22 protein-coding genes are annotated in these 26,751 nt (G+C 73.6%); 13 read left to right on the forward strand and 9 right to left on the reverse strand.

What is annotated here, in order from left to right:
- The first annotated feature begins 23 nt into the window (after positions 1 to 23).
- The 6 genes from AB0B33_RS18165 (at position 24) to AB0B33_RS18190 (ending at position 8,116) form a co-directional block, all read left to right on the forward strand.
- Positions 24 to 1,580 (forward strand): amino acid adenylation domain-containing protein, encoded by a 1,557-nt coding sequence (locus AB0B33_RS18165; protein ID WP_360772833.1) that lies wholly within the window; start codon positions 24 to 26, stop codon positions 1,578 to 1,580.
- Positions 1,580 to 2,014, forward strand: coding sequence for a cobalamin-dependent protein (locus AB0B33_RS18170; RefSeq protein ID WP_360772836.1), 435 nt, complete (start codon positions 1,580 to 1,582; stop codon positions 2,012 to 2,014). Before AB0B33_RS18165 ends, AB0B33_RS18170 begins: the two co-directional genes overlap by 1 nt.
- Positions 2,011 to 3,390 (forward strand): methylaspartate mutase, encoded by a 1,380-nt coding sequence (locus AB0B33_RS18175; RefSeq protein WP_360772839.1) that lies wholly within the window; start codon positions 2,011 to 2,013, stop codon positions 3,388 to 3,390. Before AB0B33_RS18170 ends, AB0B33_RS18175 begins: the two co-directional genes overlap by 4 nt.
- A gap of 149 nt (positions 3,391 to 3,539) precedes the next feature.
- The gene (gene asnB / locus AB0B33_RS18180; RefSeq protein ID WP_360772842.1) at positions 3,540 to 5,390 is read left to right on the forward strand and encodes an asparagine synthase (glutamine-hydrolyzing); all 1,851 of its coding nucleotides are present in this window, start codon (positions 3,540 to 3,542) and stop codon (positions 5,388 to 5,390) included.
- Positions 5,391 to 5,406: 16 nt separating this feature from the next.
- Positions 5,407 to 6,627, forward strand: coding sequence for an MFS transporter (locus AB0B33_RS18185; protein ID WP_360772845.1), 1,221 nt, complete (start codon positions 5,407 to 5,409; stop codon positions 6,625 to 6,627).
- Positions 6,628 to 6,667: 40 nt separating this feature from the next.
- Positions 6,668 to 8,116, forward strand: a complete 1,449-nt coding sequence (locus AB0B33_RS18190; RefSeq protein WP_360772849.1) for a glutamate--tRNA ligase family protein — start codon at positions 6,668 to 6,670, stop codon at positions 8,114 to 8,116.
- Position 8,117: 1 nt separating this feature from the next.
- On the opposite strand, the gene ileS is transcribed toward AB0B33_RS18190, so the two are convergent.
- Complete coding sequence (gene ileS / locus AB0B33_RS18195; protein WP_360772852.1) at positions 8,118 to 11,222, reverse strand: isoleucine--tRNA ligase; 3,105 nt, start codon at positions 11,220 to 11,222, stop codon at positions 8,118 to 8,120.
- A 483-nt stretch (positions 11,223 to 11,705) separates the two neighbouring features.
- On the opposite strand from ileS, the gene AB0B33_RS18200 reads away from it, so the two are divergent.
- The gene (locus tag AB0B33_RS18200) at positions 11,706 to 12,668 is read left to right on the forward strand and encodes a LysR family transcriptional regulator (RefSeq protein ID WP_360772855.1); all 963 of its coding nucleotides are present in this window, start codon (positions 11,706 to 11,708) and stop codon (positions 12,666 to 12,668) included.
- On the opposite strand, the gene AB0B33_RS18205 is transcribed toward AB0B33_RS18200, so the two are convergent.
- The 4 genes from AB0B33_RS18205 to AB0B33_RS18220 all read right to left on the reverse strand — a co-directional run bounded on the left by AB0B33_RS18205 (position 12,658) and on the right by AB0B33_RS18220 (position 15,370).
- Positions 12,658 to 13,515 (reverse strand): carbohydrate-binding protein, encoded by an 858-nt coding sequence (locus tag AB0B33_RS18205; RefSeq protein WP_360772858.1) that lies wholly within the window; start codon positions 13,513 to 13,515, stop codon positions 12,658 to 12,660. The genes AB0B33_RS18200 and AB0B33_RS18205 overlap by 11 nt on opposite strands.
- 150 nt (positions 13,516 to 13,665) lie before the next feature.
- Positions 13,666 to 14,520 (reverse strand): sulfatase-like hydrolase/transferase, encoded by an 855-nt coding sequence (locus AB0B33_RS18210; RefSeq protein ID WP_360772861.1) that lies wholly within the window; start codon positions 14,518 to 14,520, stop codon positions 13,666 to 13,668.
- A 150-nt stretch (positions 14,521 to 14,670) separates the two neighbouring features.
- Entirely contained in the window at positions 14,671 to 14,823 is a 153-nt protein-coding gene (locus AB0B33_RS18215; RefSeq protein WP_247024901.1) for a hypothetical protein, read from the reverse strand.
- Between the two features lie 25 nt (positions 14,824 to 14,848).
- Entirely contained in the window at positions 14,849 to 15,370 is a 522-nt protein-coding gene (locus AB0B33_RS18220) for a hypothetical protein (RefSeq protein ID WP_360772865.1), read from the reverse strand.
- 82 nt (positions 15,371 to 15,452) lie between these two features.
- Between AB0B33_RS18220 and AB0B33_RS18225 the strand changes: the two genes are divergently transcribed.
- Both AB0B33_RS18225 and AB0B33_RS18230 read left to right on the forward strand, forming a co-directional pair.
- Positions 15,453 to 18,479, forward strand: coding sequence for a LamG-like jellyroll fold domain-containing protein (locus AB0B33_RS18225; RefSeq protein WP_360772868.1), 3,027 nt, complete (start codon positions 15,453 to 15,455; stop codon positions 18,477 to 18,479).
- A complete protein-coding gene (locus tag AB0B33_RS18230; protein WP_360772871.1) occupies positions 18,476 to 19,252 on the forward strand; it encodes a tyrosine-protein phosphatase in 777 nt (258 codons plus the stop codon). The genes AB0B33_RS18225 and AB0B33_RS18230 overlap by 4 nt, the downstream gene beginning before the upstream one ends.
- A 170-nt stretch (positions 19,253 to 19,422) precedes the next feature.
- Here the strand turns inward: AB0B33_RS18230 and AB0B33_RS18235 are convergent, their stop codons facing one another.
- Entirely contained in the window at positions 19,423 to 20,304 is an 882-nt protein-coding gene (locus AB0B33_RS18235; RefSeq protein WP_360772873.1) for an oxygenase MpaB family protein, read from the reverse strand.
- 192 nt (positions 20,305 to 20,496) lie between these two features.
- Complete coding sequence (locus AB0B33_RS18240; RefSeq protein ID WP_360772876.1) at positions 20,497 to 21,867, reverse strand: glycosyltransferase; 1,371 nt, start codon at positions 21,865 to 21,867, stop codon at positions 20,497 to 20,499.
- A 62-nt stretch (positions 21,868 to 21,929) separates the two neighbouring features.
- On the opposite strand from AB0B33_RS18240, the gene AB0B33_RS18245 reads away from it, so the two are divergent.
- Positions 21,930 to 24,011 (forward strand): glycosyltransferase, encoded by a 2,082-nt coding sequence (locus tag AB0B33_RS18245; protein ID WP_360772878.1) that lies wholly within the window; start codon positions 21,930 to 21,932, stop codon positions 24,009 to 24,011.
- A gap of 20 nt (positions 24,012 to 24,031) precedes the next feature.
- Here AB0B33_RS18245 and AB0B33_RS18250 read toward each other — a convergent pair whose 3' ends face one another.
- Together AB0B33_RS18250 and AB0B33_RS18255 are read right to left on the reverse strand one after the other, a co-directional pair.
- Complete coding sequence (locus tag AB0B33_RS18250) at positions 24,032 to 24,493, reverse strand: ATP-binding protein (RefSeq protein WP_360772881.1); 462 nt, start codon at positions 24,491 to 24,493, stop codon at positions 24,032 to 24,034.
- A 121-nt stretch (positions 24,494 to 24,614) separates the two neighbouring features.
- Positions 24,615 to 25,226: an HSP18 transcriptional regulator gene (locus tag AB0B33_RS18255; protein WP_360772883.1), complete on the reverse strand. Its 612-nt coding sequence runs from the start codon at positions 25,224 to 25,226 to the stop codon at positions 24,615 to 24,617.
- A 105-nt stretch (positions 25,227 to 25,331) separates the two neighbouring features.
- On the opposite strand from AB0B33_RS18255, the gene AB0B33_RS18260 reads away from it, so the two are divergent.
- The 3 genes from AB0B33_RS18260 (at position 25,332) to AB0B33_RS18270 (ending at position 26,749) form a co-directional block, all read left to right on the forward strand.
- Positions 25,332 to 25,766 (forward strand): Hsp20/alpha crystallin family protein, encoded by a 435-nt coding sequence (locus AB0B33_RS18260; protein ID WP_247024910.1) that lies wholly within the window; start codon positions 25,332 to 25,334, stop codon positions 25,764 to 25,766.
- Between the two features lie 84 nt (positions 25,767 to 25,850).
- The gene (locus AB0B33_RS18265) at positions 25,851 to 26,285 is read left to right on the forward strand and encodes a DUF6292 family protein (protein ID WP_360772887.1); all 435 of its coding nucleotides are present in this window, start codon (positions 25,851 to 25,853) and stop codon (positions 26,283 to 26,285) included.
- Positions 26,282 to 26,749, forward strand: coding sequence for a DivIVA domain-containing protein (locus AB0B33_RS18270; RefSeq protein ID WP_360772890.1), 468 nt, complete (start codon positions 26,282 to 26,284; stop codon positions 26,747 to 26,749). The genes AB0B33_RS18265 and AB0B33_RS18270 overlap by 4 nt, the downstream gene beginning before the upstream one ends.
- The last annotated feature ends 2 nt before the right edge of the window (positions 26,750 to 26,751 follow it).

Here is a 26,751-nt window from a genome sequence, read left to right on the forward strand (position 1 = left end):
GCCAGAGGCAGAGAGGATTCCCAGTGGCCGGCCAACGAGCAGCAGGCTTCCCGGGCGCGACGCTCACCGGCGAGCACCACGAGCTGACCGCGGCGTCCGTCGTGGCCCTCATCCGCGAGCGGGCCGAAGCCACGCCCGGCGCGGTCGCGATCGAAAGCGACGGCGGCGTGACCACCTTCGGCACGCTCTGGCGGCGCTCCGTCGTCATCGCCGCCGCGCTGCGCGAGATGGGCGTGGGACGCGGTGAGCTCGTCGGCGTCGTCGCGCGCCGCACCCCGGAGAGCATCGCGGCGATGATCGCGGTGATGGCGGCCGGCGCGGCCTACGCGCCCATCGACCCGACCAACCCCGCCGGGCGGGTCCGCCTCATCCTCGAGCAGGTCAGCCCCCGGTTCGTGCTGTGGGACGGGACCGGCGACGCGGACTGCACCTTCGGCTACCCCGGCGTCGACACCTCGCGGCTGCCGGAGCCGGGCACGGTCCCGGCCATGGCCGAGCCGCGGCCGGGCGACGTCGCTTACGTCGTGTTCACCTCCGGCTCCACCGGCCTGCCGAAGGGCGTCCAGGTCGAGCACCGGTCCCTGGTCAACTACATCGGCTGGGCCGAGGCGCACGTCCTGCCCGCCGCCGGCGGCGCGGCCTGCCCGGTCTTCGCGAGCATGAGCTTCGACCTGGCGCTCACGACGCTGTGGGTGCCGCTGGCGCACGGGCGCACGATCGTCCTGCTCGAGTCCTCCTGGAACTACGCGAGCCTGTTCGCCCGCCGCGACCGCCCCTACGACTTCATCAAGGCCACCCCGAGCCACTTCCGGCTGTTCGAGCGGATGCTCGAGCCGGACTACCGGGCCGTCGCGCACCGGCTGATGATCGGCGGCGAGCCCCTCGAACCCGCCATGCTGAAAGCGATGGGCGAGCGGCTCGACGGCGTTCAGGTGGTGAACCACTACGGGCCGACCGAGACCACCATCGGCTGTTTCGCCCACCGCAGCGAGGTGCGCGACCTGCCGGACCTGCCGACCGTGCCGATCGGCACGCCGGCCTGGAACACCGGGGCGTACGTGCTGGACGAACGCGGCGAGCCGGTGGGAGCCGGCGGCCACGGCGAGCTCTTCGTCGCCGGCGCGGGCATCGCCCGCGGCTACCTCGGCGGGGACGGCGGCCGGTTCCTCGACGACCCCGCGTTCGGCGGCCGCGCCTACCGGACCGGCGACATCGTCGAGGTGCTGCCCGGCGGGATGCTGCTGCACCTCGGGCGGGCCGACGGGCAGCTCAAGGTCAACGGTCACCGCTTCGAGGAGGCCGAGCTGCGCCGGCACGCCCTGACGCTGCCGCGGGTGGCCGACGCCGCGTTCGACATCATCCGCGGCGGCACGCTCGACGTCGTCGAGGCGTTCGTCGTCTTCGACCACCGCGGGGACGCGCCGACGGAACGGGAGATCCGCGCGGGGCTGGCCACGCTGCTGCCGCCCGAGCTGGTGCCGCGGCGGATCCACGTCGTCCCCGAGATCCAGGTCAACGCCAACGGGAAGCGCGACGTCCGCGCCACCCGGGAGCAGGCCGCGCTGCAGGAGGTGCGGTGATGCCCGGCCGCGGCCCGATCATCCTGGGCGTGACCGCCAGCGACGCCCACTCGGTCGCCAACCAGCTCATCGCCCACCGGCTGCGGGCCGAGGGCTACACCGTCGTCAACCTGGGTGCCTGCACGCCGGTCGAGGAGTTCGCGCAGGCCGTGCGCGAGCACCCGGACACCCTCGCGGTGGTCGTCGGCAGCCTCAACGGCCACGCCTGCGACGACCTGCGCCCGCTGCCGGCCGCCCGGGCCGCCGGCGACCTGCCGTGCCCGATCGTGCTCGGCGGCAACCTGTCCGTCGGCAGCCACAAGGACGGCAGCGCCGAGGACCGGCTGCGCGCGCTCGGCGTCGACCACGTCCTGGCCGGGCTCGGCGAACTCGTGCCGCTGCTGCGCGAACTGGAGCGGCGCGCCGCTTCCGCGCGGGCGCCCCGCGCCGGATGAACGGCCTGCCGGCCCTGCTCCCCTTCGCCGCTCCCGGTGCGGAGGCCGACTTCCCGTCCACGGCCGAAGTCGTGCGGTATGCCCGCGCCCGGCCGACCGCCCGGGACGTGCTCGCGCGGGCGGCCGGGCGCGGGGTGCCGGCGATCCAGCCCCGCTGCGGCGTCGGCGGCCACGCCGAGATGCTCCGGCTGCTGCGGCAGCTGGAAACCGGGGCGGCGCCGGACATCCTGACGCTGACCATCGACTCGTTCACCCGGCTCAACCGGTTCGACCAGGCGTTGCGCGCGGTCAACACGGACCCGGCGGCGCTCAACGGCTACCCCCTCGTCGCGCACGGCTGGCGGCGCGGCCGCGAGCTGGTCGAAGCGGTCTCCGCCCCGGTGGAGATCCGGCACGGCTCCCCCGACGCCCGCGCGTTGTTCCGGGTCTCCGTGGCCGCCGGCGCGACCTCGTTCGAGGGCGGCGGGATCTCCTACAACCTCCCGTACTGCAAGGACGTCCCGCTGGCGCACTCGCTCGCCTGCTGGCGCGAGGTGGACGCGCTGACCGGCGACCTCCACCGGGCCGGGCTCACGCTGGACCGCGAGCTGTTCGGCACCCTGACCGCGGTGCTGGTCCCGCCGTCGATCAGCCTCGCCGTCGGGATCATCGAAGCGAGCCTGGCCGCCGCCGAGGGCGTGGCGTGCCTGTCGCTGTCCTACCCGCAGGGCGGGAACCTCGCGCAGGACGTCGCCTCGTTGCGCGCGATCCCCTTGCTGGCGAAGCGATACCTGCCGGACGGCGTCGAGGTCTACCCGGTGCTGCACGAGTTCATGGGCGTCTTCCCCGCTCAGCGGGTCAACGCCGACCAGCTGATCTTCTACGGGGCGCTCACCGCGCGGCTCGGCGGCGCCGCCAAGCTGGTCACCAAGACCCACCAGGAGGCGCTCGGCATCCCCGACGCGGCGGCGAACGTCGACGGGATGCGCCTGGCCGCCGTGGCGAACTCGCCGCTGCTGGACTTCGTCCGCGTCGACGAGGAGGCCGTCGAGGCGGAACTCGCGGGGATCCTCGCGGAGGTCGACGAGCTCGCCGGGCCCGTCCTCTCGGCCGCGGACCCGGCCCGTGCCGTCGTCGAGGCGTTCGCCGACGGCACGCTCGACATCCCGTTCAGCGCCAGCAAGCACGCCCGCGGCGAGGTGCTGCCCTGCCGGGACGCGACCGGCGCCATCCGCTACGCCGCGGCCGGCGGGCTCCCGCTTTCCCCGGCGTCGGTGCGGCGCAACCGGCGGAGCCTGCGGTTGCCGCCCGGCGAGCCGGACATGGCCGCGCTGGTCGACCGCGTCTCCGACGACATCGGCCACTTCCCGCGACTGTTCGGAGAGGACACTCGATGAGCGCACGAAACCCCCGCGGCGGACGGGATTACCGCCCGGTGGCGCGGTGCTTACCGCGACCGGGCTCCTCGCGACGGAACCGCTGGTAGCGTCCCCGTCGAGACTTTTCCCTTCCCCGCAACGGAATTCGCACCCGGAGGAGCAGACGCATGTGCGGCATCACCGGCTGGGTCGCCTTCGACCGCGACCTCCGCCAGGAAACCGAAGCACTGGCGGCGATGACCGCGACCATGTCGTGCCGCGGTCCGGACGCGGCCGGCACCTGGGTCGACCCGCGCGGGACGGCGGCGCTCGGGCACCGCCGGCTGGCCGTCCTCGACCTCGAGGGCAGCACCCAGCCGATGACGCTCGACGTCCCGGGCGGGACCCTCGCGCTCACCTACAGCGGCGAGGTCTACAACTACGCCGAGCTGCGCGCCGAACTCCGCCGCCGGGGCCACGACTTCCGCACCACCGGTGACACCGAAGTCGTCCTGCGCGGCTACCTGGAGTGGGGCGAGGCGGTCGCGGAACGGCTCAACGGCATGTACGCCTTCGCCGTGTGGGACGCCCGGACGCAGCGGCTCGTGCTGGTGCGCGACCGGATGGGCGTCAAGCCGCTGTACTACGAGTCCACTTCGGATGGAGTCTTGTTCGGCTCGGAACCCAAGGCGCTGCTGGCCCATCCGGAGGCCGGCCGCGAAGTCGGGCTCGACGGCCTGCGCGAGCTGTTCGCCTTCGTCAAGACCCCGGGGCACGCGGTGTGGGCCGGGATGCGCGAAGTCCGGCCCGGCACCGTGGTCACGGTCGACGCGCGCGGATCGCGCGAACACGCGTACTGGTCGCTGAAGACGGTGGCGCACCCCGACGACCGCGCCGAGTCGATCGCCCGCGTGCGGGACCTGCTGACCGACATCGTGACCCGGCAGCTGATCGCCGACGTCCCCCGCTGCCTGCTGCTGTCGGGCGGGCTGGACTCCAGTGCCGTCACCGCGCTCGCCGCCCGGGAACTGGCCGGTCACGGCGAAAAGGTTCACAGCTTCTCCGTCGACTTCGCCAGCCAGAGCGAAACGTACGTGCCCGACGCGGCGCGGCCCACCCCCGACGCGCCTTACGTCCGCGAAGTGGCCGCGCACGTGGGTTCCGTGCACACGGAGATCGTGCTCGACGCCGGCGCGATGGCCGACCCGGCGGTCCGCCGCGCGGTGATCGAGGCCCGGGACGTCCCGGCCGGCACCGGCGACACCGACGTTTCGCTCTACCTGCTGTTCAGCGCGATCCGCAAGCACTCCACGGTCGCGCTGTCGGGTGAAAGCGCCGACGAGGTCTTCGGCGGCTACCACTGGCACCGCTCGCCCGAAGCGCAGCGCGCGGGCACGTTCCCGTGGATGTCGGCGGCGAACGGCGCCCCGGCGAACGGGCAGGGCCGCGACGGCACCGTCCTGCGGCCCGAACTGCTCGACCTGCTCGACATCCCGGCCTACACCCGCGACCGCTACGCCGAAGCGGTCGCCGAGGTCGAGCACCTGCCCGGCGACGACGCGGAGACCCGCGACCGCCGGGTCACGTCGTACCTCGGCATCACCCGCTTCATGCGGATGCTGCTGGACCGCAAGGACCGGCTGAGCATGGCCGCGGGGCTGGAGGTGCGCGTGCCCTTCTGCGACCATCGGCTGGTGGAATACGTCCACAACGCGCCCTGGGCGCAGAAGAGCTTCGACGGCCGGGAAAAGAGCCTGCTGCGCGCGGCGGCGGGCGATCTCCTGCCGCACTCGGTCGCCACCCGGGTCAAGAGCGCCTACCCGTCGATCCAGGCGGCGGGCTACCTGGCGGCGTTGCGGGAGCAGGCGAACGAACTGCTCGCCGAGCGGCCGCACCCGGTGTTCGACCTGGTGAACCGCGCCTGGCTGGCGGCCGCGGTGCGGGAACCGGGCGCGCCCGGTGTCCGAAGCGGACTGGAGCGCTGCCTGAACCTGGCCGCGTGGCTCGACCTCCGCCGCCCCCGCCTGCTGCTGTCCTGACGCGAAGGAGTTCCCGGTGTTCCGCTCGATACCCGCGGCCGCGCGCCGGATCGCGCTCGCGAGCCTGTTCCTGACGGCGGGGTACGGCGCGTTCATGACCTGCTCGGCGCTCTACTTCACCCAGGTGGCCGGGCTTTCGCCGGCCAAGCTGGGCCTCGGGCTGACCATCGCCGGCGCGGTCGGCCTGCCGGCGGGCATGCCGCTGGGGCACCTGGCGGACCGGCTCGGCCCGCGCGCGACGACCGCGTGGCTCGTCGCGCTCAACGGCGTCGGCACGGCCGGGTACCTGTTCGTGCGCAGCTTCGCCGCGCTGCTGGTCACGGCCTGCTTCTTCGTGGTGGTGCAACGCGGATCGCGCGCCGCCCTGCAAGCCCTGATCGCCGGCCTGGTCGACGCCGACGGCGTGGTCCGGACGCAGGCCGTGGTGCGCTCGGTCAACAACATCGGCATCGGCGTGGGCGCGGCGATCGCCGGGATCGCCCTGCAGATCGCGACGCCGACCGCGTTTTCGGTCGTGCTGATCGTGAACGTGCTGAGCTACTTCGTCTCGGCGGCGCTGTTCCGGTCGCTCCCCTACGTCGCGCCGGCCCCGGCACCGGCGGCGGACGCGCCCAAACGGGCCGTCCTGCGCGACGCGCCCTTCGCGGCGCTCACCGCGATCACCGCGGTCCTCTCGCTGCACACGGTGCTGCTGGAACTGGTGATACCACTGTGGATCACCCGGCACACCCACGTCCCGACCGCCGTGGTGACCGTGCTGTTCGTGCTGAACAGCGTCGCGGTGATCCTCTTCCAGATCCGGATCGGCATGCGGGTGAGCACGATGGAGCGGGCCGTGCGCACCGCCCGGCTGTCCGGGTTCGTCCTGCTGACCGCGTGCGCGCTCTTCTCCTTCTCGGCCTTCGGCCCGACGACCCTGTCGATCGTCCTGCTGGTGGCGGCGGGCGCGGTGCTCGCGCTGGGCGAGATGCTCGTGTCCGCGGCCGTCTGGACGATCACCTTCAAGCTCGCCCCGCCCGGGAAACAGGGCCAATACCAGGGTTTCTCGATGACCGGCTACGCGGCGGCGGTCATGGTCGCCCCCACCCTGCTGACGTTCCTGATGATCGAATGGGGTTCCCCCGGCTGGTTCGTGCTGGGCGCGGCGTTCGTGCTCGCGAGCCTGCCGACGGGCGCGGTCGTGGCGTGGGCCGCGCGCCGGAACCCCGAGCCCGCCGAAGTCCCCGCCGCCTCCTGAGCCCCGCCCGTCCACCAGTCACGACCCGTGGAGTACGACCATGCCCGACCTTCCCCCCGCGCCGGTGCGCACCGTCTTCGCCCCTTCGCCGATCGGCCGGCCGAGCCTCGGCCTGGTCCGCATGGCCGTCTACAACTGGGCGCTGGCCCGCCACCACGGCGGCACCTTCGTCCTGCGCGTCGAAGACACCGACGAGGCCCGGGTGCGGCCCGAGTTCTACGAGCCCCTGCTCGACGTGCTGCGCTGGCTGGGCCTCGACTGGGACGAGGGTCCGGGTACCGGCGGCGCGCACGGTCCGTACCTGCAGACCGAACGCCGTGAGCTGCACCTCGACGTGGCCCGGCGGCTGCTGGCGGCCGGCGAGCTCTACGAGTCGTTCTCGACGCCGGAGGAGGTCGCCGAGCGGCGCACCCGGGCCGGCCAGGACCCGCGGCTCGGGTACGACAACGCCGACCGGCACACGAGCGAGCGGGAGAAGGCCGCGCACCGCGCCGCCGGCCGCCGCCCGTCGCTGCGGCTGCGCCTGCCCGACGGCGAGACGGTCTTCGACGACCTCGCGCGCGGCGAGATCGTCTTCAAGGCGGGCAGCGCGGCCGACCCGGTGCTGGTGCGCGCCAACGGGCGGCCGACCTTCGCGCTCGCCGGCCCGGTGGACGACGCGCTGATGGGCATCACGCACAACATCCGCGGTGACGCGATGCTGCCGCTGGTGCCGCGCCAGCTCGCGGCCTACCGGGCGCTCGAACGCATCGGCGTCGCCCGCGCGGTCCCCCGGCTCGCGCACGTGCCGATGGTGCTCGCCTCGAACGCGAAGATCCTCAACAGCCAGCAAGATCCCGCCGCGGACGCGCTGGGCTACCGGGACGCGGGCGTCCAGGCGCGCACGATGGTCAACTACCTGGCCGCGCTGGGCTGGTCGCACCCCACGCGCGGCGGCGTCTTCACGCCGGCGGAGCTGGTGGCGGGCTTCGACGTCCGGCGCGTCCGCACCCGCCCCGGGCGCCTCGACGTCAAGCGGCTCACCGACCTCGACACGACCCACCTGCGCGAGCTGACCGCCGGGGAGTTCACCGAGGCGCTCGTACCGCACCTGGCCCCGCTGGACGGGGACCGGCTCGCCCTGCTCACCCGGGCGGCTCCCGCCTTGCGGCGCCGGGCGAAATCACTCCCCGAAGCCGCACGGGCCGCGGCGGCCCTCTTCGACGACGAACCCGCCGCGACCCAGGAACCGGACTTCGGCGCGCTGCAAGCCGCCCGCGACGCACTGACCGCACTTTCCCCGTGGACCGGAGAAACGCTCTCGGCCCTGCTCAAGGGCGGGCTCGCCAAGGCGTCGGTGACGGCGGTGCGCACCGCCGTCACCGGACCCGCCCACGGTCACCTGCTGCTCGACTTCCTCGTCCTGCTCGGCCCGGAGCGCGGCTTGCGGCGGATCGACGGCGTCCTGGCGCGGTCCACCGCGCAGTGGCACCGCGACCGGGTCGCCTGACTCACACCTTCGCGACCCGCACGGCGATCTCCCCGGCTTCTTCGGCCACCGTCAAGGAAGCCGCGAGGGTCTCGCGGGCGATGAGGTCCTGGTGCGCCAAGACGGCTTGCCGCACCTGCGCCGGGGCGCCGATCGCCAGGGTGATGCGGTCGGCGACCTCGAGACCGGCGTCCCGGCGCGCCTGCTGCACCGCGCGGACGACGTCGCGGGCGATCCCCTCGGCCACCAGGTCCGGGGTGAGCCCGGTGTCCAGCGCGATCGTCACGCCGCGCTGCGACTCCACGACCCAGCCCGTCCGCGGGACCTCCGTCACCAGCACGTCGGCCGCGCCGAGTTCCAGCTCTTCGCCGGCCACGTCGACGGTGAACGCGTCCCGGTCCCGCAGGCTTGCCAGCACGGCCCCGGGGTCCGCCCCGGCGATCGCGGTGGCCACCTGCTGGGTGCGCTTGCCGAACCGCTTGCCCAGCTCCCGGAAGTTCGCCTTCACCTGGACGTCGACGACCTCGCTCGCCGCGTCCAGCGGCTGCAGCGCCTTGACGTTGAGCTCGTCGGCGACGTCGTCGAGCAGGTCCTGGGGCAGCGTGACGCCCGGCGGCAGGCCGACCAGCGCGCGGGCGAGCGGCTGGCGCACCCGGATGCTCGTCGTCTTGCGCGCCGCGCGGCCGGCCTCGGCCAGCGCCCGCGCCGTCGCGACCTGCCCGGGCAGCTCCGGGACGAGGAGGTCGTCCCGCACCCGCGGCCAGGTCGAGAGGTGGACCGACTCGGCCACCGCCGGGTCGCCTCGGCGGACGAGGAGCTGCCACACCTCTTCGGTGATGAACGGCACGAGCGGCGCCAGCAGCCGGGTGAGCACGTCGATGCATTCGTACAGCGTGGAAAGCGCGTCCTGGTCCCCGGCCCAGAAGCGCTGCCGCGACCGGCGGACGTACCAGTTCGACAGGTCGTCGACGAAGTCCGCGAGCAGCCGGCCGGCGCGGGCGGTGTCGTAGGCGTCCAGCTGCTCGGTGACCCCGGCGGTCAGCGCCTGCAGCCCGGCGAGGATCCAGCGGTCCAGCACGTGCCGCTCGCCGGCCGGGCGCGCCGATTCCGGTGTCCAGGCCGCACCCGCCGCGTACAGCGAAAAGAACGACGCCGTGTTCCAGTACGTCAGCAGGACCTTCCGCACGATCTCGTCGAGCGGGCCGGCGCCGACCCGGCGTGCCGACCACGGCGAACCGGAGCACGCCATGAACCAGCGCAGCGCGTCGGCGCCGTGCGCGTCCATCAGCGGGATCGGCTCGAGGATGTTGCCGAGGTGCTTGCTCATCTTGCGGCCGTCTTCGGCCAGGATGTGCCCGAGGCAGACGACGTTTTCGTACGGGGACTCGTCGAAGACCAGCGTGCCGATCGCCATCAGGGTGTAGAACCAGCCGCGGGTCTGGTCGATCGCTTCGCAGATGTACTGGGCCGGGTAGGTCTTTTCGAACGCTTCGACGCTGCCCGGCAGGTGCGGGTAGCCCAGGGACGCGAACGGCATCGCGCCCGAGTCGTACCAGGCGTCGATCACTTCGGGGACGCGGGTGGCGGTCTCCCCGCAGTCGGGGCAGGCGAAGGTGATCGCGTCGACGTACGGGCGGTGCGGGTCCAGCCCGGCCAGGTCCCGGCCCGCCAGCGTGCCCAGCTCGGCGCGGGAGCCGACGGCCGTGACGTGCCCGTTCCCGCAGCGCCACAACGGAAGCGGTGTGCCCCAGTACCGCGAGCGCGACAACGCCCAGTCGACGTTGTGCTCCAGCCAGTCGCCGTACCGGCCGTGCTTGATGTGCTCGGGGAACCAGTTCGTCCGCTCGTTTTCGCGCACCAGCGCGTCGCGCACCTCGGTGGTGCGGATGTACCACGACGGCTGCGCGTAGTGGATCAACGGCGTGTGGCAGCGCCAGCAGTGCGGGTAGGAGTGCTCGAACTCCTCGAAGCGGAACAACGTGCCGCTCTGCCGCAGCGCTTCGACGAGCGGCGCGTCCGCGTCCTTGAAGAACAGCCCGCCCACGAGCGGCACGGTGGTGAGGAACCGGCCGTCCGGGCCGACCGGGTTGACCAGCGGCAGCCCGTTCGCGCGGCAGACCGCGAGGTCGTCCGCACCGAACGCGGGCGCCTGGTGCACCAGGCCGGTGCCGTCGGCGGTGGTCACGTACCCGGCGGGCACCACGACGTGCGCGTCGGGGATCTCGACCAGGTCGAACGGACGCCGGTAGTGCAGCCCGGCGAGGTCCGCGCCGGTGACCGTCGCCAGGGTCTCGGCGTCCTCGCCCAGCACGGCGGCGGCCCGCGGTTCGGCCACCACGAAGGTGCCTTCGGCGGTGCGGGCCACGACGTAGGTGACCTCGGGGTGCACCGCGACCGCGGTGTTCGACACGAGCGTCCACGGGGTGGTGGTCCAGATCAGGAGCTCGGCCCCGTCCACCCCGGCGACCGGCGTGGTCAGCGGGAACCGGACGTAGACCGACGGATCGGTCACGACCTCGTAGCCCTGGGCGACCTCGTGGTCGGACAGCGTGGTGCCGTCCTTGGCGCAGTAGGGCGCGACCCGGAAGTCCTCGACCAGCCGGCCGGCCTCGTGGATGCGCCGCAGCGACCACCAGACGCTGTCCACGTACTCCGGCGACATCGTCCGGTAGGGGTGGGACAGGTCGATCCAGTAGCCCATGCGCTCGGTGAGCTGCTCGAACTCGCCGACGTGGCGCAGCACGGATTCCCGGCAGCGGTCGTTGAACTCGGCGATCCCGAGCTTCTCGATGTCCGGCTTGCCGGAGAGCCCGAGTTCCTTCTCCACGGCGAGTTCGACCGGCAGCCCGTGGCAGTCCCAGCCGGCCTGACGGGGCACCGAGTAGCCCCGCATCGTGCGGTAGCGCGGGAAGACGTCCTTGAAGACGCGGGCCTCGACGTGGTGGGTGCCGGGGTGCCCGTTCGCGGTGGGCGGCCCCTCGTAGAACACCCACGGCGGGCCGTCCGCGGTCTGCTTCAGGCTGCGGGCGAACACGTCGTTGTCCTGCCACCACCTGATCACGCCGCGCTCGAGGGCACCGAAGTCGACGTCGGCCGGCAGCGGGGTGAACGGACTGTTCTCGGTCATGCTCGCGGGCTCCTCGGCTTCGTCACGTCTCGCACGGATGAGTGTCAGCTCATCCCTGCGGGGACGAAGCCCGGCTGCCCGGTTCTCCGCGGTACCACCCCGCTTGCACCCGGCGGACCGGGTGCCCCTCGCTTCGGCCGCGTGACGTGCGACGCCCGTCCGGTTCTACTGGGGCCGGCCGGCCCGTTCTTCCGGAGGCTCCCCGGTGATCGCCGGATCGGTGCCTGTGCCCGAGCACTATACCGGCGCCCGCCCGCGTCACCCGAACCGGTGAATGCGGGCCCGGGACGTCATTCCGGCGGCCCCCGGCCCTCTTGTCGGGTGCTGAGGTGCCCGGACCGGCACGCCCCCCGATCGGTCCGGGCACGGCAGTCCGGCTCGGCGGCGGAACGCCCCCCGTTCGCCGCCGAGCCCTCCCCCTGCGCGCGCACTACCCGACTCAGGTCGGGTGTCCCCGCTGATCACCCGGCCTACAGTGGGAGCGTGGAGCTCGAACTGCGCCACCTGCGTGCCCTCGTGGCCGTCGCCGACGCGCGCAGCCTCACCCGCGCGGCCCGCGTGCTGCACGTTTCGCAGCCGGCGCTGTCCGGGCTCCTGCGGCGGGTCGAACGGTCGGTCGGCGGCGCGCTGTTCCTCCGGTCCCCCACCGGGTGCGAACCCACCCGGCTCGGCACCGACGTCGTCACTGAGGCCCGGGCGGTGCTGGCCGGCGTGTCCGCGCTGACCGACCGGATCGGCGAGCAGCGGGCGCCCACCGGGCCGCTGCGCGTCGGCGGCTACTGCGGTTTCCTGCACCTGGCCGTGTCCCGCTGGCTGGGCGAGCAGCCGTGGACGCGCGGGGTGAGCGTGCACGAGGACCCGGACGAGTCGATCACCCTCGCCCGGCTCGCCGCGGGCGGGCTGGACCTCGCGCTGGTCTACCTGCCGCCGCTGCCCGGCCCGGTCGTCCCCGACGGCGTCGAGACCCTCGTGGTGCACCCGCGGGAGCCGGTGTTCGTGATCCTGTCGCCCGACCACCCGCTGGCCGCGGCACCCGCGGTCCCGTTCACCGGCCTCGGCGAGCACCCGTGGGCCGACGACCCGCCGGGCACGACGCGCTGGTCGGCGTACCTGCAGAGGGTGTGCCGGCGCCACGGCGTCGTGCTCGACCAGCCCCACCGGCCGCGGTGCCTGGCGACGCTGCTGGACCTCGTCCGCGCCGGCATGGCCGTGGCCCCGGCACTGGCGACGCGCGAAGACCGGCCGTCGACGGTCGCGGTGCGCGCCGTCGAGGGCGAGCCGCTGTGGCAGGAACTGCGGCTCTGCTACCGGCCGGGCACCCCGGTGGCGGCGCACGCCGAAGAGATCCACGCCGCCGTCGCGGCGAGCTACGCCGGGCGCGAGGGCTGCAGCGCCGCGTTCGACACCTGGTGGCGCGAACGCGGCCGCGAGCTGCTCAGACCGTGACCCGCCAGGTGCTGTTCGGCGCGGGGACCTCGAACCGCAGCGTCGAGCAGTCGTAGTCGGCCGGCCGCGGGTTCGCGGTCGGGCGCAGCGGCGAGTTCGCCGGCGACGCCGGCACCCAGCGGCCGCCGACGCGCAGCTGCAGCGAGCTCGACTCGAACACCGAGCCGCGGGCGTCCGCGCAGTAGTAGGCGTTGCCGGTCGCGGGGTTGCGCGTCGAGTACAGCTCGAAGATGTCCCAGCCCTCGTCGAGCGAGCTCTGGTCGCTGCCGCTCTGGGTGAACAGCGTGTCCCACGCGCCGGTCTTCACGTTGTAGAGCGAGGCCGTCCAGCTGTTGGCCGTGGCGTTGGTCCGGACCTCCTGCACGGTGTAGGCGGGGTGCCCGTCGACCGACGTGGTGTAGGCGGCGAGGAAAGCGCTGTCGATCGGGACGACCTTCGCCGGCGACACCGAACGGCACCAGTCCCACGCCCAGACCTGCGCCGCTTCGCCGAGCCCGTAGGCGGTGACGACTTCGACGCACGAGTGGCCGGTCGGCTTCATCGTGGGTGCGTAGACGACGTCGTTGCGGTTGGAGATGCGCAGGCCGGGTGTGACGCTCTGGGTGACCACCAGCCCGTCCGCACTGGTGGCGAGCTGCGGTTCGGGCCCCCAGAACGTGTGCCGCTGCGCGACGGCTTTCCCTTGGCGCAGCTGGCGGAACCGATCGGCCATCGGCCCGGCGGCCGCCTTCGCGGCGGCACCGGTCAAGCCGGGGACGACCCCCGCCGCGACCGTCGCACCGGCCGGCGCGATCGTGACCGTCGTGGCGGCCAAGGCGCAGCAAAGGATGGCAAGCAGCTTCCGCATCGACGCATCTCCTCGTTCCCCGGCGGACGCGAGACCGCCCGCGGAAGAGGGATGCTAGGCCGGGTTTTCCGTTGTGCGGCAGCGACTTTCGAGGGGTTGACGCGCCGCACCGCAGGTCGTCGCGGGCATGCGATTCACCGCGGCGCGGTGCTATGCCGCCGTTCGGCGGATCAGTACCGGCACGCGGCCGCGCCGTGGCAGGAGACCAGCGCCCGCAGGGTGTCGTGCAGCTGCTTCGCCTTGTCCGGCGGCAGCTGAGCGGCGGTGTTGTGCAGTTCCTGGGGATCGGTCCCGCGGTCGTAGTACTCCTGGGTGCCGTCGGGTGTATTCGACGTAGGTGAAGGTGGGGCCGCGGATCGCTTCGCAGGTGCTCGGGCTGCCGCTGTTCTTCTTCGGCTTGTCCGGGTCGGTCCGGTCGAAGTCGGGACCGTGGTGCTCGACCAGCCCGACGGTGCGCCACGCCGGCGACGCGGTGCCGGTCAGCAGCGGCACGTGCACGTCGGTGTCGAACGCCGTCTGCTTCCCGGGGGTGAGGCGGTGTTCGCCCATGTGGTAGCCGTTGTCCGAGGTGAACACGAGCTCGGTGTTGCCGCGGACGCCCGCCTTGTCCAGCGCCTCCGGCACGGTGCCGATCATCCGGTCGACCGACTGCACGGCCTGCGCCCGCTTGCGGAAGTCCTTGTCGACGGCCTGCTTTTCCTTGTCCGTCAACGGTGTCCGGGACGCGAGCCACGGCGGCGCGGCGGAGGGCAGGCGCGGGGGGTAGAGGCCGTGCGGGGCGAACGTGGCGAGCTCGAGCGCGAACGGCGTGTGCGCGGCCGCCGAGTCCGAGATGAACCGCGCGGCTTTGCCCGCCATGACGTCGACGAGGTAGTCCGCGGGCGGCCTCGGGGTCGTAGCCGTTGAGGTACTTGCCCAGCATCCCGGTGCGGTACCCGGCCTGCTGCATGGACATCGCCTAAGTCGACTTGTCGTCGCCGCGGCCGTGGAACACCGCGTAGCCACTGTCCTTGCCGCCGTACCCGCACGCCAAGGCCGCGATCGTCGAGCCCGGTCCGGGTCGTGTTCGGGTCCGGTAAATCCGGACCCGGGGCACGCGGCTGGTGGTCGTTCAGGTAGCAGTGCGTGCTCGGACGACGTCGAAGTGGCCCGGGGTCAGGGCTTCGGGACGTCACCGATGTAGGGACCGCCACCCATGCCGCCGACGGGCGACGCACCGGTCGGGGGCCCTTCCACCGCGGCCGCCACCGGAGCGAGCAGGACGAACAGCGCCGCGACGAGCAAGGCGGCCGCACCAGAACGTTTCATCGGTCGAATCCCTTCCGTGTGCCGCTCACGGTGCCGGACCCGACTTCCAAACGGCTTCCATCCACCTGGGACCACCGGAACCGAGCCGCCGCCGGCCCGTCGACGGTGATCTTGCAGGTGTTGTCCTTGGCGCCCAGCTCGAAGTCGACCGCGGTGACGGTGACCGGGTGAACGCGAGGTCGTCCATCGACAGGGCCTGGCGCCGGCTCTTGCCCTTCTCCAAGACTCCCTGGGAGTTCGCGGTGAACCCGCTGCCCCGCTGCACGTTGGCCTTCGCCGCCGTCGTGACTTCCAGGACGACCGCGTGCTGGGCCGCCGCCGCGCTCGGGGCGGCGCCGGCGGTCGGCAGGCCGTTGGCGGTGTCGCTGACCGCCTTGCCGAAGGCGGCCATCCACAGGACGCAGATGACCAGGCCGACGAGGCCGAGGACGAACCCGGCGGTGCCGAGGCCGTTGTACTGGACGGGAGCGGACAGGGACGAAAGACGCCTTCCGGTTACAGAACGGACTCGCGCGGCGGGCCGTCGGACAACGTCGCGGGAGCGCACAACCGGGTGTTCCCTTCTGAGCGGTTCTGAGCGATAGTGGTCGAGTCTGAGTTTTACAACGTTGTAAACCATGGAGGACCCGATGCGCCGCCGAGTGTCGCAGGGAAGAACCTGGCTCGCCGCCGTGGGCCTGCTCGCGCAGGTCGCGCTCGCCGGCGGCGCCGCCGAAGCAGCCGGCACCGGCTCGGGGACGCACTTCCTCGACCACTCCGCCGCCCTCGCCGGGTACGCCGATCCCGCCTGGTACGAAGCGAACATCCCCTTCGTGGACCTGCCCGACACCACGATGGAGAGCGTCTACTACTACCGCTGGCGCGTCTTCAAGGAACACCTGCGCTACACCGACCCGGCCGACGGCTGGATCTCGACCGAGTTCCTCGACTGCTGCGGTTACGCCGCGCCCTACCAGGCGATCAACGCGGCCGCCGGGCACCAGCTGACCGAAGGGCGCTGGCTGCGCGATCCGGCCTACGGCCAGGACTACCTCCGGTTCTGGCTCACCGGTCCCGGCGCGGGCGCCAAACCCGCCACCGACGACGTCAACGCCGACACCACCGACTGGGCGCACGAGTACAGCGTCTGGCTGGCCACTTCGGCCTACGGACAGGCGCAGGTGACCGGCGACTTCGGCCCGCTGCGCGAACTGCTGCCGTCGCTCGTGCGCCAGTACCGGGGCTGGGACAAGCAGTTCGACGCCGATCTCGGGCTGTACTGGTCCGTGCCGGTGTGGGACGCCATGGAGTTCTCCGCCTCCTCCTACGAATCGCCCAACCCCTACCACGGCGGCGCCGGCTACCGGCCCACGCTCAACTCCTACCAGTACGGCGACGCCCTCGCGATCAGCCGCATCGCCGACTCGGTCGGCGACCGCAAGCTCGCCACCGAGTACGCCCAGCGCGCCGCGAAACTGAAGACCTCGCTACAGAAGTGGCTGTGGGACCCGAACCGCGGCTTCTACTTCGCGATGCCCCGCGACGACAACCCCGGCCACAAGCTCTCCGGCAGCCGCGAGCAGATCGGGTACCTCCCCTGGATGTTCGGCGCCGCCCAGCCCGGCGACAGCACGGCCTGGTCCCAGCTGCTCGACCCGCAGGGCTTCGCGAGCGCGTTCGGCCCGGCCACGGCCGAGCGCCGCAGCCCGTACTTCATGAAGGACGCCGGTTCCTGCTGCCGCTGGGACGGGCCGAGCTGGCCCTTCGCCACCGCGCAGACGTTGACCGGACTGGCGAACCTCCTCGACGACTACCCGGCCCAGCCCACCGTGTCCAAAGAGGACTACGCCGCGGCGCTGGCGACCTACGCCCGCACCCAGACCAAGAACGGCAAGCCCTACGTCGCCGAGGCGCACGACCCGGACCGCGACGCGTGGATCTACGACGGGCAGAACCACAGCGAGGACTACAACCACTCCACCTACACCGATCTCGTGCTGTCCGGGCTGATCGGCCTGCGCCCGCAGAGCGACGACACCCTGCGCGTCCAGCCGCTCACCCCGTCCGCTTGGGACCACTTCGCCGCCGAAAACGTGCCGTACCACGGCCATTCCGTGACCGTGCTGTGGGACCGCGACGGCAAGCACTACGGGCAAGGCACCGGGATGCGGCTCTACGTCGACGGACGGCTCGTCCAGCGCTCGGCGACGCTGCGCGCCACCACGATCGACGTCGGCCGCACCGCGCTCCCCCGGCCCGGGGAACTCGTCGACGACGCCGCGAACCCGTTGCGCACCGGCTACCCGAAGCCGATCACGTCGTACACGTGGGGAGGTGACAACCCGTGGAGCGCGCTCGACGGGAAGGTCTGGTACAGCGAAGTTCCCGAGAACACCCGCTGGACCAACTACTCCTCGCCGAACGCGAGCGACTTCTACGGCGTCGACTTCGGCGCCCCGACCCCGGTCGGCGACATCCGCTGGCACGGCTACGACGACGGCGGCGGGGTCAGACCGGCCGCGGCCTACCGCCTGGAGTACTGGACCGGCTCGGCCTGGCAGGAGGTCCCGGGCCAGATCCGCGAGCAGGCGAACCCGGTGGGCAACGGTGTCAACCGGATCACTTTCCCGACGCTGACCACCAGCAAGGTCCGGCTCGTGTTCACGAATCCGCCGGGCGCCTTCGTCGGCGTCACCGAGCTGCAGTCCTGGACGCCGTCGAGCCGCGACGCGCGGATCACCGCCGGGCCCGCCAACGCCAACGGCGTCATCACGGTCGGCGGGAGCACGCCGCTGACCGTGACCGTGCGGAACACCACCGGCGGCCCGCTCGGCTCCCCGCGGGTGAGCGTCGCCGTCCCGGCCGGCTGGTCGGTCACGGCCGCCGGCCGGCCGCCCGCGGCGATCCCGCCCGGGCAAAGCCGGGCCTGGACCTACACGCTGACCGCACCGCCGGGTGCCGAGCCGGGCAGCGCGGCGACGGTGACCGCGACGGCGTCCTACCGCGGCCCCGGTGGCCGGACCGAAACCACGCACCAGCGCCAGAACCTCCAGATCGCCCATCCCGCCGGACAGCGGGACCCGGTCGGCGCCTGGAACCTCGACGAAGGCAGCGGAACCCTCGCCCACGACAGCGCGGGAACGCACGACGCCACCTTGACCGGCTCCCCCGCGTGGGTCCCCGGCCCGGCCGGCACGGCCCTGCAGCTCGACGGCTCGAGCCAGTACGCGGCGACCGGCGGCCCCGTCGTGGACACCACCGGCAACTACTCGGTCAGCGCCCGGGTCCGCCTCGACCGCACCGGTTCCTGGGCGACGGCGCTCAGCCAGGACGGCACCCCGAGCAGCGGCTTCTACCTCCAGTATTCGGCGGCCGACGACCGCCTGGCGTTCTCGACCAGTTCGGGCCGGGCCCTGTCCGACGTCGCCCCGCAACCCGGGCGCTGGTACCACCTGGCCGGGGTGCACGACGCCGACGCCGGCACGTACACCCTCTACGTCGACGGCGTGGCGCAGGCGAAGACGTGGAGCCAGGCAGCGGGCGACGCCGCACCGGGCCCGCTGGCGATCGGCCGCGCGGTCTCGGGCGGGCAGCACAGCGACTTCTGGCCGGGCAGCATCGACGACGTCCGGGTGTGGAACCGGGTCCTGCCCGCGAGCGAGGTCAGCCGGACATGAGCAGAGCAGTGCCCTGGGAGGGCTTCTACAACACCCGTGACCTCGGCGGGCTGCCCACCGGATCCGGCGGCACGACCAGCCGCGGAGCCTTTTTCAGGGCAGCGGACCTTCGGTTCGTCACCGAGACGGGGTGGGCCCAAGCTCGCGAGGCCGGCGTCCGCACGGTGATCGACCTCCGCAACGCCGACGAGATCCGGCCCACCGACACCTCGTTGACGGCGCAGGCGGGCTCGGCGCAGTTCGCGGCTAGCCCGGCGGGTCCCGCCACACCGACCGGCGTCGACCGGCTCGAAGTCCCGCTCGACGACATCGGCGACGTCGAGTTCTGGCAGCGCGTCAACCGTGAGCGGCTCAACGGCACCCCGCTCTACTACCCCGGCTTCCTCCGGCGGAAGGCCGAGCGGTGCGCCGCCGTCGTCAAGGCGATCGCCCACGCCGGTCCCGGCGGGGTGCTGTTCCACTGCGGGGGCGGGCGCGACCGGACCGGGCTGATCGCGCTTCTGCTGCTCGCGCTGGCCGGCGTCGAACCCCGGGCGATCGCCGCGGACTACGCCCTGTCCGCCGAAGCCCTCAGGGCGCTGTACGCCGCGATGGGAACCGCCGACCAGGAACCGGTCATCCAGCGTGTCCTCGCGGACCGGGGCACCACCACCGAAGAGGCCGTCATGGCGACCCTCGACGGCTTCGACGCCGAGCGGTACCTGCTCGACGCCGGCGTGACCGGCGGCGAACTCCGCCGCGTTCGCGGCAGGCTCGCGGGCTCGCCGGGCTGAGCGCCTCGATCGGCGACGCGGGCCGTCGACGATCAGTTCCGGGCCGAAGGCGAACTCGTCTTCCCGTACCACCGGCAGCGAGTCCGCGGGGAACTCCGGCAGGGCGCGGCAGGGGGCCGCCACCCGGTCGGGACCCGGGGTAGGCCTCGCGATCCCGAAGCACCCACGGTTCAGGCCGACCGTCCCGGCGGCTCCGGTGCGGTCATCACCCAGCGCACCGCCTTCACCAGGCCCGTCCCGGCGGCGCGCACGACGGTGGCCTCGGCCACCGGCAGGTGGGGCAACCGCAGCTCCGGGCGCGCCCAGCCCGGCAGCATCGCCACCGCCGACGCCGCCAACGCCGCGTACGGGAGCTTCGCCGGCCACGGGATCGGCGGGGTGACCAGCAAGAAACGTGCGGCCAGCCGGGCGTCGCGCGTGCCGTGCAACTCCGGGCGGTACTGCGCCAGCTGTTCGTCGAGCGCCGCCACGGTCAGCGGTGGATCCGGTACGCCGAGCTTGCCGGCGATGACGGCCGTCTCGGCGACGTAGCGATCTTGGCCCGCCTGGTCGAGCGGGTGCGCGCCGTAGCGCTGGTGGGCGCGCAGGAAGCTGTCGACCTCGGCGATGTGCACCCACGTGAGCAGGTGCGGGTCGTCCGCGCGGTAGGGCCGCCCGTCGGCGGCGGTTCCGCGGACCCGCCGGTGCACCGCCCGCACGACCGCGACCGCGCGGGCGGCGTCGTCGGCCGTGCCGAACGTCGTCGTGGCCAGGAAGGTGCTGGTTCGCTGCAGCCTGCCCCACGGGTCGCCGCGGTAGCCGGAGTGCGCGGCCACCGCCGCCATCGCCAGCGGGTGCAGCGACTGCAGCAGCAGCGCGCGCAGACCACCGACGAACATCGCGGTGTCGCCGTGCACCCGGCGGATCGCGCTGTCCGGGCCGAACCACCGCGGGCCGGGTGACTCGTGGATGCGAGTCCGGTTGCGGGGACCGTCCGGGCCCGCGATCCGGGCGAAGAGGGCGTCACGGGTCCGTTCCCGGAGCACGGCGACGACGGGCGGCGTTGCGGCCAAGGCTACCTCCACTCCGCGAGCACGTTCGATGCAACTGCGATGCAAACTGGCGGCTTTTCCGAGCCGGTTCGCACGGCCCGACTGCCCGCACCCCCGCATTCTACCTGCGAATTCGGCTCCGCCGCCCAGCGCTGACCGAGCCGGCCACGCACGGACGTCGTCGGCCTGCGCGGCAGCGGCAGCGTCACGGACCTAGATTCGCATCGTCTCTGCATCGATGATCGGAGAGCGTTGCATGGCTGTCAGCACTTCGCGCGCGGCCCGTCCCGGCCCTCGGCCGGCGACGAGGCGATGCCCGGCGCCGGACGCCTCGTGAGCCGTCGCCAGCACCTCCGCGGCGGCCCGGGTCACCGCGTCCGGGGTCACGCGGTGGGGGTCGAGCACCCGGCCGGCCGGGATGCGTTCGAGGTCGTGGGCGACCGCGAACTGGTCGCTGGAGAACGGCAGCGCGAGCGCGGGGACCCCGGCGGCCAGGCACTCGGTGAACGAGTTGTTGCCGCCGTGGTGCACCACGGCGGCAACCCGCGGCAGCAGCGCGCGCTGGGGCACCTGGTCGGCGACGTCGACGAAGGACTCGCCGTCGAACTCCGCGCGCAGACCGGGCGCGCGGTCACCCGCGGCGACCAGGACCGACACGCCGGGCAGGGCGAGCAGGCCCCGGACGACCGTGCTCAGCACGTCGTCCCGCGCGGACAAGAAGGTGCCGAACGACACGAGGACCAGCTTCCGCCGGCCGCCGTCGGTCAGCCTGGTGACCCGCTCGGCCCAAGCGCCCGGCAGCCGCGCCCGCCCGACGTCGCTGCAGTGCCCGGCGAAGATCCGCGCCGGCCCCGCCGGGAGGTCCGGCAGCCACGGCAGCTCCGGGTAGTTGAACAGCACCGCCTCCGGCGACGTCAGACCGAAGGCCCTCGCCGGGGCCGGCCGTCCCGGAGCGTGTTCCGCGAGGAACCGGGCGAACAACCCGGTGAACGTGCGGTCGTTGGCGCCGGCCTCGGCCACCAGCCGGTCCAGCTCCTCGTGCGGCGGCCGGATCGCGCGTGGCCAGTACGGCGGCAGCCCGAAGAACCGGTCCGCGCCTTCGAAGACGTAGCTGGGGTGGCCCGGGCAGAACGCGGCCCAGCGCCGGCCGAGCGCGTACACCGCCAGGGTGACCGCGTAGGCGAGCTGGTCGATCAGGTACCAGCCGGGACGCAGCCGCTCGTCGAGCGAACGGACCGAGGCGAGCACGCTCGCGGGGTCGGGCAGCATGTCCGCCCGCCGGTGCCGGGCCTGCGCGAGCAGCGCGGGGACCGCACCGGCGCGGGTGGCGTCGAGGAACTCGGCCAGCCGCCGCGCACCGGCGGCCTCCTGGCGGGTGCGTTCGGCGATGCCGGTGTTCGCGTTGTCGCCGAAGGAAAGCGCCGCGAACGGCAGCCCGTGCTCGGCCGCCAGCTCCGCGAACGCCGGCGCGCAGGCGAACGTCACCTCCGCACCCTCCGCCGCGAGCGCCGCGGCGACCGTCGCGAGTGGACGTGCGTGCGAAGCGAACGGCGGGCTCACCACCACGACCCGCGCTGCGGCCATCCCGAAACCCTCCCTCTCCCCCATCCCCGCCGACCCTACGGCCCGACCGCTGGAGCAGCGCAGTGACCGTGCAGACCAGGACCCCCGCCCGCGAGGACGCGCTCACCGCGCTCCGGGCGCTGACACCCGACGCCGGCCCGTCCCGGATCGAAGCGGTCCGGCGGGCGTTCCACCCGGGCTTCGCCGGTCCCGCGCTCGTGGAATACGCCGGTGCGCGACCGGACGACCGCGATCCCGGCGAGGCGGTCGCCGCCCTGCGCGCCCTCGGCCGCGGAGACGAACCGCCCGGCGCCGCCGCGGTGTTGCGGGCGGTGCCGGAAACCGGTGACGCGCAGCTCGACGCCACGGCCGGCTCGGTCGTCCTCGACCTCTTCGCCGACGCGGTCACGGCGCACGGCCGGGCTGCCGCGGCCACGGCGATCCGCACCGCCTTCGCCGACGCGTCACCGCGACGCCGTGCGCTAGTGCTGGATTTGGCCGAGCGACACGGTTTCCGCTGCGTCCCGGTGGCCGAAGTGCTCGACGCCGGCCCGCGCGACCGTGGCGGCCGGCACGCCGCGTGGCGCTACCTCTCCCAGTGCGACGCCACCCCCGAGGCGACCGAAGCGCTGAGCGCGGCGCACGCCGGGGCCGAGGACGACTACGAGCGCCTGCTGTCCGCGGTGTGCCTGGCCCGCCAGTCCGGGCACGGCCACCGGAGTCCGTTGTGGACGGTGCCGCCGCCGGACCGCGGCGGGCTGACCGTCGCGCAGTCGATGCTGCTGGGCTCCTTCGACCAGCCGGGAGCCGGGGCCAGCGGCGGGCTGACCGTGCTGCTGCGGCACCTCGGGAGCGCGTTGCCGCGGCACCCCGGCATCGCGCGCGTGGTGACGCTGACCCTGGCCGGCCACGACCAGCTGCGCGACCGGGAGAGCCTGGCCGACGCCGGCACCGGCGGGCACGTCGTGCTCCGGCTGCCCGTCGACGCGCCCGGCGCACCGGCCCAGGCGGAGCTCGCCCGGCACCGGCCGTCGATCGGGTTCCTGGCCCGGCACCTGCTCTGGCTCGCCGGCTGCACGCCGGACGTCGTCCACGTGCGCTATTCCGACGACGGATCCGCCGCGGTCGCGGACGCGGCCCGGGCGATGGGCTCGCGGACCGTGTTCACCCTCACCGCCGACCCGCACCGCACGCTCGCCGAGCGGCACCGGCCCGCCCCGGGTGCCGACCGGGCTTCCGCGCGGTTCGACCTGCACCGGGTGTGGGCCGCCGACCGGCTGGTGGCCGCCGCCGACACCGTGCTGGGCCTGCCCGGCCGCCCGGACGGCGAACTCACCGCGTACTTCCCCCGGCTGCGGGATCGCCCGGAACCGGAGTCACTGGCCGAAGGCATCCCCGTGCTCTCCCCGACGGCCGCGGCCGAGGCGCGCCAGCAGCAGCTGATCGCGTCCCTGTTCGCCGCCGGCTCCGGGCTCCCCCGGCTCGCGCCCGAAGCCCGGGGCGTGCCGGTCGTGCTGTCCGTCGGCCGGCTGCACCCGGTCAAGCAGCAGGACCTGCTCGTCGAAGCCTGGCTGGCCCGCGGCCTGTACCGGGAGAGCGCACTCGTGCTCGTCGGCGGCGACCCGGCCGACCCGACCGGCGACGAAGCCCGGATCCTGGACCGCATCCGGCAGCTGGCGGACGACCACCCGGACGCCGCGGGCCGCCTGGCGGTGCTGGCGGCGTTGAGCAACGAGGACGTGCGACTGCTCGAGCACGGCCTCACCCGCCTGCTGCCCGCTCCGACACCGCACCTCTACGCCTGCCCCAGCCGCAAGGAGGAGTTCGGCATCGCCGTGCTCGAAGCGATGGACGCGGGGCTGCTCGTCCTCGGCCCCCGGCGCGGCGGCCTCGGCCACTACATCGACCACGGCCGCAACGGCCTGCTCGCCGACACGGCGGACCTCGGGACGTTCGGCGACGCCCTCACGGCCTTCGTCCGCGGCGCGGCCGGCGACCCGGCACGAGCACGGGCGGCCGCGGCGGCCGGCCGGGAGACCGTCGCACGGCGCTTCGGCATCCACGAGGTCGCCGGCCGGTTCGCCGCCGCCTACCAGCGCACCGCCGCCACTTCCGGACGTGCGGACCGGTACCCGCCGGCACCGGACAGCGGCCTGGTGCGGTGAGCGCGTGGACCCCGCCCCCGCTAGCGGGCGGTACGAGAGGCGGCCGCGGCACACCGGACAGCGCCGGCCCCGTCGCAGGTCACCTCGGCCCACACCGTCTTGCCGCCGGCCGCGCGGTTCTCCGCGACGCCCCAGCCCGCGGCGAGCTTGTCCACGAGCACCATGCCGCGACCTCGCCGCCCGTGCGGCGAAGCCACCCTGAGAACGGGGTGGTCGAGGCTGTTGTCGTCGACCTCGATCCGCACCCGGCAGGGGCCGGGGGCGTAGTCCATCCGGACCTCCAGCGGACCGCGGCCGTGGTCGTAGGCGTTCGTCACCAGCTCCGTGACCACCAGCAGCACGTCGCCGAGGTGCGTGTCGTCGACCAGGACCAGCGCGCGGGAAGCCCACCGGCGGACTTCGACCAGCACCGGTGCCGACGTACCGCGCAGGTTCCACGACCACGGTCGTGAAGCGGCCGGACCGGCTGCCCGCTCGGCCATGGCCGACACCACCCTTTTCGCTCTTGTCCTCGTAGCTGAAGACGACCGCTGCCGGGTTCCCCGATCGCGCCGGGTCAACCCCGGCACCGCCCGGACGGCGCAGCGCGCGGTGCGGCGGCCGTCAGCCGGTCCGGTCGCGGCGGCTTCCGGCCGCTTCCCGGCGCAGCTGCTCGGTGCGCTCGCGGATCACGCCCAGCCGGTCGGCCAGGCCCGCTTGCTCGTGCGGCAGGCGCGCGCGGACCGCTTCCAACGGCGACAGCAGGCTGGTGATGTCGTTGTCGCCGAGCGCCGCACCCAGCCGCTCGGCGCCTTCCCGGGCCGCCGCGTCCAAGCCGTCGAGCGCGCTGACCTGACCGGCCAGCTGCCGCAGCACCGCCGAATTGCGCCGCGCCCAGTCCGCGACCGCGCGGTCACCCGCACGCCGGTCGCGCTCGGCGACGACGCGCGCCTCGCCGGTCTTCTCCCCCGTCGAAGACGGCCGCAGCCGCAGGAACCGCCGTTCCGCGGCCTGCCGGCTCGCCACGCCCAGCGCCGGGGCGAGGGCGGCCCAGCTCGTGCCGCCGTCCCGCGCCGCCGCGATCAGCTCCGGCTCCCACGCGCCGAGCTGCTCCCGCAGCGCCCGCAGTTCGGTCAGCGCGGCCAGCCACCGTTCCGGGGGCAGGCCGGTGCCACGCCGGGCCGCCAGCACGGCTTCGTGCACATCTCGCACGCCCCCAGCCAGGTCCCTCTCCATGAAAGTCATCCCTTCGACGACGTAGTACTTGTCATCCTTTCGACGACATGTTAGAACAGTGGTGCGTGTTGACACCAGATCAGCGAAACCCAGGAGGTGGAACCCATGTTGATGCGCACCGACCCGTTCCGTGAGTTCGACCGCTTCGCCCAGCAGGTCTTCAACGGCCCCGGAACCTGGTCCAAGCCGGCCGCGATGCCGATGGACGCCTACCGCGACGGCGAGGAGTTCGTCGTCTGCTTCGACCTGCCCGGCGTCACCCCCGAGGCCATCGAGCTCGACGTCGAACGCAACGTCCTGACCGTCAAGGCCGAACGGCGGCCCCTCCCCGGCGGCGACGTCCAGATGCAGGTCTCCGAACGGCCCCTCGGCGTGTTCTCCCGCCAGCTGTTCCTCGGCGACACCCTCGACACCGACCACATCACCGCCGGCTACGAAGCCGGCGTGCTGACCCTGCGCATCCCGATCGCCGAGAAGGCCAAGCCGCGGCGCATCGACATCGCCGGCACTTCGGGCGACCGCAAGGAAATCCAGGCCTGACAGGCCCCTGCCCCGGGGGCGGGACCGGTAACCCCGAGCCGGTCCCGCCCCCGGGGCAGTCGCACGAGAAAGGCATCCGCACCCGTGACCGCATCGCTGCACATCACGACCGGCCACCCCCACCCCGCCCTCGCCGCCCTGCGCGGCTACCTCGACGAGGTCACCCGCGCGCTCGGGATCGGCCTCGAGTCCTGCACGGTCGACCACGACACCCCGGTCTCCGCCTACATCGCCCTCGACGAGCGCCTGCCCGGCTACCCCGGCCGCGACGTCGCCCTGCTCTGGGACGAGGCCCACGGCTGGTCCGCCGCGATCGAGACCCACTCCGGGGAAGACCTCATCGTCATCCGCTACCTCGGCGGCCCGACCGTCACCCCCGCGGCCGCGGCGGTCGCCCGGTTCGTCACGGCCTTGCGCGAGGACGACCACCGCGTCGGACGGCTCGACCCGCCGGGCCTCCGCGCCGCCGGCGACCTGGCCGAGCTCGAAGCGCTGCTGCGCACCGGGAGGGCCCGATGACCACCGGCACGCTCCCCCTGCCGACCAGCTTCGCGCTCACCATGCGCGGCTACGACCGCGAACAGGTCGACCAGCACCTCGCCGAACTGCACGACGAAATCCGGGTGCTCACCCTCGACCGCGACGCCGCCGTCGCCGAAGCCGAAAACCTGGCCCGCCGCCTCGAAACCGTCCGCGCCGAGAACGCCGGGCTCCGCGCCCGGCTCGACCACGCCCTGCACTCCCCGGCGGACCCGGCCGTGCTCGGCGACCGCGTCCGGCGGATGCTCGAACTCGCCCGCGCCGAAGCCGGCACCGTCGTCGCGACCGCACGCCGGCAGGCCGCGGAGGTGCTGGACCAGGCCGCCGCGGCCGAACGACGCGTCGCCGCCCGGCTGCGGGCCGTCGACGACTACCTGGCCCGCGCCGAGCACGTCCTGGCCGAAGAACCGGACCGCCCGCGCCCGCACCTCACCGCCGCGTGAAA

Origin of the sequence: Amycolatopsis sp. NPDC049159 (assembly GCF_040648295.1) — a bacterium.
Classification (GTDB): Bacteria; Actinomycetota; Actinomycetes; order Mycobacteriales; family Pseudonocardiaceae; genus Amycolatopsis; species Amycolatopsis pretoriensis_A.

Coding starts and splice junctions, on each gene's coding strand:
- AB0B33_RS18255 (WP_360772883.1), bottom strand. CDS start 25,226: ATGGAGAGGGACCTGGCTGGGGGCGTGCGAGATGTGCACGAAGCCGTG.
- asnB (WP_360772842.1), top strand. CDS start 3,540: ATGTGCGGCATCACCGGCTGGGTCGCCTTCGACCGCGACCTCCGCCAG.
- AB0B33_RS18260 (WP_247024910.1), top strand. CDS start 25,332: ATGTTGATGCGCACCGACCCGTTCCGTGAGTTCGACCGCTTCGCCCAG.
- AB0B33_RS18170 (WP_360772836.1), top strand. CDS start 1,580: ATGCCCGGCCGCGGCCCGATCATCCTGGGCGTGACCGCCAGCGACGCC.
- AB0B33_RS18225 (WP_360772868.1), top strand. CDS start 15,453: ATGCGCCGCCGAGTGTCGCAGGGAAGAACCTGGCTCGCCGCCGTGGGC.
- AB0B33_RS18190 (WP_360772849.1), top strand. CDS start 6,668: ATGCCCGACCTTCCCCCCGCGCCGGTGCGCACCGTCTTCGCCCCTTCG.
- AB0B33_RS18230 (WP_360772871.1), top strand. CDS start 18,476: ATGAGCAGAGCAGTGCCCTGGGAGGGCTTCTACAACACCCGTGACCTC.
- ileS (WP_360772852.1), bottom strand. CDS start 11,222: ATGACCGAGAACAGTCCGTTCACCCCGCTGCCGGCCGACGTCGACTTC.
- AB0B33_RS18250 (WP_360772881.1), bottom strand. CDS start 24,493: ATGGCCGAGCGGGCAGCCGGTCCGGCCGCTTCACGACCGTGGTCGTGG.
- AB0B33_RS18270 (WP_360772890.1), top strand. CDS start 26,282: ATGACCACCGGCACGCTCCCCCTGCCGACCAGCTTCGCGCTCACCATG.
- AB0B33_RS18240 (WP_360772876.1), bottom strand. CDS start 21,867: ATGGCCGCAGCGCGGGTCGTGGTGGTGAGCCCGCCGTTCGCTTCGCAC.
- AB0B33_RS18175 (WP_360772839.1), top strand. CDS start 2,011: ATGAACGGCCTGCCGGCCCTGCTCCCCTTCGCCGCTCCCGGTGCGGAG.
- AB0B33_RS18205 (WP_360772858.1), bottom strand. CDS start 13,515: ATGCGGAAGCTGCTTGCCATCCTTTGCTGCGCCTTGGCCGCCACGACG.
- AB0B33_RS18215 (WP_247024901.1), bottom strand. CDS start 14,823: ATGAAACGTTCTGGTGCGGCCGCCTTGCTCGTCGCGGCGCTGTTCGTC.